Consider the following 6,000-nt stretch of genomic DNA (forward strand, 5'->3'; position numbering starts at 1 on the left):
AATAAGTAATAAAATAAATGGGAATAAAAACTGTGTAATAATTTTGATTTTTTCATGATACTTATCAGAGAAGTAAATTCCCTATCATTAAAATTACTGGAACGAATTTATCGCCAAAGCCGACATCATCAAGTAAGACAAAGAGCGCATTGCCTAATATTAGTTTCACAAGGTGCCAAAATAGAAGAACTAAGTAGGATTTTTCAAGTTAGTTATAAGACTCTCTATAACTGGATGAGTCGATGGGAATCAGAAGGAGTATTAGGATTGTATAACAAACCAGGGAGAGGCACTCCATCTAAATTAAATGAGACGCAAAAACAAAAGATTAGAGAATGGGCTAAACAACAGCCGAGGCAGTTAAAGCAGGTAGTACAAAAAGTTAAAGAAGAATGGGGAATTACAGTCAGTAGTAAAACAATTAAAAGAATAATAAAAATGCTATCCATGAGTTGGCATCGAATGCGTCGAGATGTCGGTGGAGAGCCAGACCCTATAGAATACAAGGAAAAGTCAGCACAGTTGACCCAGCTAAAACAATTAGAAGATGAAGGTAAAATTAATTTATATTATTTGGATGAAACTGGATTCTGCCTAATTCTATCTGTTCCATATGGATGGCAAGAAATTGGAGAATACTTAACAATTCCAAGTCGGCGGAGTCCGCGTTTAAATGTCTTAGGTATTATGAATCGTAATAATCACCTTGAAGCTTATGTTTCATTTCAAAGTATTAACTCGGATGTGATTATTACTTGTATTGATACTTTTTTTCCTCAAGTAGATAAGCCAACAGTGATTGTTGTTGATCAATCCTCAATTCATACTAGTAATACCATTCTGGATAAAATTGAAGAATGGAAAGAAAGTGGTATTACCATTTTTGAACTGCCTACTTATTCACCACAGTTAAATTTAATTGAGATTTTATGGCGATTTATTAAATATGAATGGCTTGAAATAGATGCTTACAAAGATTGGAAAACTTTTGTTGCATCTGTTGAAAAAATTCTTAGAGAATTTGGCAAAGAATACGTAATTAATTTTGTCTAACTACTTATCTCGACAAATCGTGTTCAAAGGTCAAAGTTTCGTGTTCAGAAGTTGAGCGATCGCCTTATTATCTCGACAAGTCGTGTTCTGAAGTCGAAGTTTTGTGTTCTGAAGTCGAGCGATGCCTGCGGCGGGCTGCGCCAACGCCTTATTATCTCGACAAGTCGTGTTCAGAAGTCGAAGTTCCGAGTTCGGAAGTCGATTTGTCAGCCTTCAAGGTCAATTAATCGCTTTCCGAAGTCAAAATTTTGTGTTCTAAAGTCAAATCTTCGTGTTTGGAAGCTAATTACTTAGGAGTGAAGTTACATTATTAATTAACTCAATTTCTCGGCTGCGTGTCTCAGCAGCACTCATCGTCAGACATCATCCTATAACCATCTACAAATGACTAACGAAGAACTGCTGCATCTTATTGGACAAGCTAACAGAGACAAAGTAACAGAACTAGACCTTTCTGGCAAAGGCTTAACAAAACTGCCTGCGGAAATAGGACAACTGGTTAACCTGCGATCGCTCGACCTCAGTGACAATCAACTGAGCAGTCTGCCTGGGGAAATTGGACAACTGGTGAATCTCCAATCGCTCGATCTCAGTGACAATCAACTGAGCAGTCTGCCTGGGGAAATTGGACAACTGGTGAATCTCCAATCGCTCGACCTCAGAGGTAATCAACTGAGCAGTCTGCCTGGGGAAATTGGACAACTGGTGAATCTCCAATCGCTCGACCTCATGAGTAATCAACTGAGCAGTCTGCCTGGAGAATTTGGACAACTTACCCATCTACAAAAGATATACATTCAAAATAATCAATTGAGCAGTCTGCCTGGGGAAATTGGACAACTTGTTCAACTAACAGAATTACGTGTATGGGGAAATCCATTAACTACACTGCCTTTAACAATAATTCAATTAGTCAATCTATTAACTTTTAGCTTTAACTCTAACTTGCTTAAAGAGTTACCTAGAGAAATTTTTGAGTTAAAAAGTTTGACTTGGCTTGACATTAGCGGTAACTCGACACTTAATGTCCTCTCAGATGCTATTGTAAATTTAACTAACCTTGAAAGACTTAGTTTAAGTAATAGCCAGATAACTACACTTCCACCACACATTGGACAACTTACTCACCTAAAAACGCTAAACCTCAGCAGTAATCAACTGAATAGTCTGCCTGCGGAAATTGGACAACTCAAAAGCCTTGAAATTCTTGAGCTTGACAATAATCAATTGATTAATTTGCCACTAGAAATACAGCGACTGACTAAACTCAAGAAGCTAGATTTACGTGGTGAAGGTAATGCTAAGTTGCAAATTCCGCCAGAAATTTTAGGGTCTTCATGGGATAACTTAGGTGAACCTGCCAAAATTCTCAACTATTATTTCTCTCTGCAAGCAGAACAAGAAAAACCTCTCAATGAAGCTAAGGTATTAGTAGTAGGACAAGGTAGTGTAGGTAAAACTTCTCTAGTTAAAAGGCTGATTAAGAACCTTTACGACTCCCAAGAACGCAAGACCGAAGGTATCAACATCCAGAACTGGCAAGTTCCTATTAATAATCAATCTATCCGGCTGAATGTCTGGGATTTTGGCGGACAAGAAATTATGCACGCTACCCATCAATTCTTTCTCACCAAACGCAGCCTTTACTTGTTAGTGCTAGATGCACGTGTAGATGAACGGCAAAACGAACTAGAATACTGGCTGAAAATTATTCAAAGTTTTGGTGGTGATTCACCAATTATTATTGTTGGCAACAAAATTGACCAACATACCCTCGACCTCGACCAAAAAGGACTACGCGATAAGTACGTCAACATTAAAGATATTGTCGCTGTTTCTTGTGCTGCTGGGGACGGGTTAGAAAAATTGCGGTCAGTAATCACCCGCGAACTAGCAAATTTAAAACATATTCACGACCCTTTACCCCAAAGTTGGTTTCAAGTCAAAACTTGCTTGGAACAGATGAAAGAGAAAAACATTGACTACATTTCTTACAAAGAATACGAAGATTTATGCACCCAGGAGCAAGTTACAGGTGAGATGAATCAATCTACTCTGATTGAACTATTACATCGCCTCGGCATTGTCCTTAACTTCCGTGGCGATCATCGCTTAGAAGATACTAACGTCCTCAACCCCTCATGGGTAACAAATGGTGTCTACAAAATTCTCAATGATCGTCAGTTAATTATGGAATTTCGCGGCATTTTAAACCGTGAACAACTTAAACGTATTCTCGATGATCCTTGCTATCCCCGCAACAAGCAGCGATTCATTGTCGAGATGATGTTCAAGTTTGAACTGTGTTTTTTATTAGAGGACGGTACAGGCGATCGCTATCTTATCCCCGACTTACTACCCAAAGAAGAACCCGCTACAGGTGAATGGGAAAACGTTTTAGCATTTCAATATCATTACAATGTTCTGCCTAGCAGCATCATCTCCCGTTTTATTGTGCGGATGCACCATTTAGCAGACAAACAAACTTGGTGGCGTAGCGGTATTGTTCTCAAGGAACACAACAATCGCGCACTAGTCAAGAGTGACAGAGAAGACCGCAAAATTTTCATCTTTATTAGTGGTTCCCAGTCTACTCGCCGAGAACTGTTAAAAGCCATCCGTACTCAATTCAAGGCTATTCATAAAACCATCACAGGTTTAATAGCCGAGGAGAAAGTACCAATCCCTGGACATCCTCACATTATTGCAGACTACGAAAACTTGCTAATTTATGAGGAAAAGAACTTACCTTATATTCCTCCAGGTTTAACAGAACCTTTCGATGCCAGACAAATACTTGATGGTATTGAACCAGAAATAAAACGACGAGAACGACAAGGCGATCGCGAAGATAAATATATAGACAAACGCCCAATCAAAGGTTCACCTACACCAAAATCTGAGCCAGAAATTTTTATCTCATATACATTACGAGACAAACATAGTGAAAACTGGGTTCAACAAATAGAGAAAGCATTTCAAAAAGAAGGCATCAAAATAATTCGTGATCAAAATGCGCTTGATTACAAAGAAAAGTTCAAAGAATTTATGCAACGATTAAGCCGTGGCAAATGCATAGTTGTGGTAATCAGCGACGCGTATTTAAAATCTGAAAACTGTATGTATGAACTAGTCGAAATTGCCAAAAATGGAGAATTTTACGACCGAATATTTCCTGTCGTTTTAGAAGATGCCAAAATTTATAAAGGTATTGAAAGAATTCAATATGTTGATTATTGGGAACAGCAAATTGCAGATCTAGATGAAGCGATTAAAAACAGAAAGAGTGGTGCTAAGTTGAAGGGATTTCAAGAAGAACTTAACTTATATAGCGATATTCGCAATACATTTGACGAACTCACAGATTTGCTGAGAAACATGAATACGCTTAAGCAAGACATTCACAGCCAATCAGGATTTGAAGCATTGAAAAAAGCGATCGCAGACCGTCTAAATGAATAATTGTAACGCTCAACGCCACCTGATATTATATTTGCAGCGTCAGCTTAACTTGTGGTGCAGACATCGCTTACACCACAAGTGAGATAGAAGTTAGAAGATTTTTGCTAGGCTGCTTAGTCTTTCATAAACAGGAATGAGGCGATCGCCTTCCAGTGCGATAGAATCTTCTGGATAATGACTAATTGCTTCGAGTAGTGTCACTTCACCATCTCCGCTAACAGATTTAGTTACAGCTGTTCGCAACCCTTGTCTATCTAATTCTCCTCCTGGCGGATGAAATACTTCACCAACTTGACTAACTAGAATTGGCCCTGCCCAACTAGAGAGTACGCTATCGACATAATCAGGTTCAGCTTTAAGTCCTGCTGTCAGTGCTTGACGGGCTATTGCAGGGTCTTGTTTAGCTGTCTGCAAATAAGTTTTCAATGTCGGGGTAGTCTTACCTATTTTGACAAACTGACTCAATTCTTGAACAGAAACAGACCCTTGAAACCTACCATACTTTAAAATTACCTGTTCAGCAGCATGAGCATCAGTAGCAAAGAGCAAAATACTAGCAGTTACTCCTAAAGCTACTGTCTTGCTTAATAATGTGGTAAGTTTCCATCTATTTAATTGATGAAATTGAACAATCTGCATCTTAATTAAGTTCCTAATTGGAGGAGCGTACACAGCCACGAATATCTCAAAGTTGCTATTACAACATACCTACTAGGTTATCTCAATCAATACTTTGGCCAAGACATCAGATGAAGAAATATATGTATGTCTTGAGTAGGATATTAGCTTGGCTATTAGTATCTATTTATAAAGTAAATGTTAGTAATGTACTCCTTTTCTCGGTGCGTTAAGCGTTGCTATAATGCACCCTACAATTTACTATTGCCTATTGCCTGACTACATAAGTATTTTCCGTAATCAAACCGAATTCCTATAGTTATATATTTCTTTTGCATCTCCCTGATGAGGGGTTAATCGATATTGATATTGCTCTTTTTGCAGATAAATTTGCTCACAATACAATGCCCAAGCAACCCCTAATAAAGCACTGACTGAACCAGCAACAGCAGCTGTAAAACCCCATCCTAGCGGCCCCATCCAGTTGCTAATTTCTTTTAAAATTGCTGTACTGACTTTAGTAACTATATAAGCTGTTCCAGCACCACCAATGGTTACTAAACCCAATTGAGCTAAAATCTCCGTAATGGTTTTTGAGGAGAGTTCTTCTTCAAAATAAATTTTCCAAATGGTGGTGTACATTAGAATATCAGCAGCAGTTAAGAGTACCTGCTTGGGAATTTCTCCACCGGGAGTTGGCGCGGCGGTAGCTGTAGCACCACCAATTGCATAGGTAGCTACTGCCAACACAGCATCTAATCTTTTTGGCTCTCCCAGAGTAACTATGGTAAAATAATATAAGAAAATTAAATAAAACTTAGATAATTTAGATTGGTTAATAGAGAAAACCCAAGCTATAAACCGAAT

At 38.4% G+C, this 6,000-nt stretch carries 4 protein-coding genes; 2 read left to right on the plus strand and 2 right to left on the minus strand.

Annotated elements, in window-relative coordinates:
- Positions 1–54 precede the first annotated feature (54 nt).
- Together H6G76_RS19505 and H6G76_RS19510 are read left to right on the plus strand one after the other, a co-directional pair.
- Positions 55–1,053, plus strand: a complete 999-nt coding sequence (locus H6G76_RS19505) for an IS630 family transposase (protein ID WP_190704177.1) — start codon at positions 55–57, stop codon at positions 1,051–1,053.
- Positions 1,054–1,437: 384 nt separating this feature from the next.
- Positions 1,438–4,515: a COR domain-containing protein gene (locus H6G76_RS19510; RefSeq protein WP_190704179.1), complete on the plus strand. Its 3,078-nt coding sequence runs from the start codon at positions 1,438–1,440 to the stop codon at positions 4,513–4,515.
- 90 nt (positions 4,516–4,605) lie between these two features.
- On the opposite strand, the gene H6G76_RS19515 is transcribed toward H6G76_RS19510, so the two are convergent.
- Together H6G76_RS19515 and H6G76_RS19520 are read right to left on the minus strand one after the other, a co-directional pair.
- Positions 4,606–5,154, minus strand: a complete 549-nt coding sequence (locus H6G76_RS19515; protein ID WP_190704182.1) for an alpha/beta hydrolase — start codon at positions 5,152–5,154, stop codon at positions 4,606–4,608.
- A 279-nt stretch (positions 5,155–5,433) separates the two neighbouring features.
- Positions 5,434–5,919: a hypothetical protein gene (locus H6G76_RS19520; protein ID WP_190704188.1), complete on the minus strand. Its 486-nt coding sequence runs from the start codon at positions 5,917–5,919 to the stop codon at positions 5,434–5,436.
- Between the last annotated feature and the right edge of the window lie 81 nt (positions 5,920–6,000).

It is taken from the genome of Nostoc sp. FACHB-152 (assembly GCF_014697475.1).
In the GTDB taxonomy this organism is placed as follows: Bacteria; Cyanobacteriota; Cyanobacteriia; order Cyanobacteriales; family Nostocaceae; genus Nostoc_B.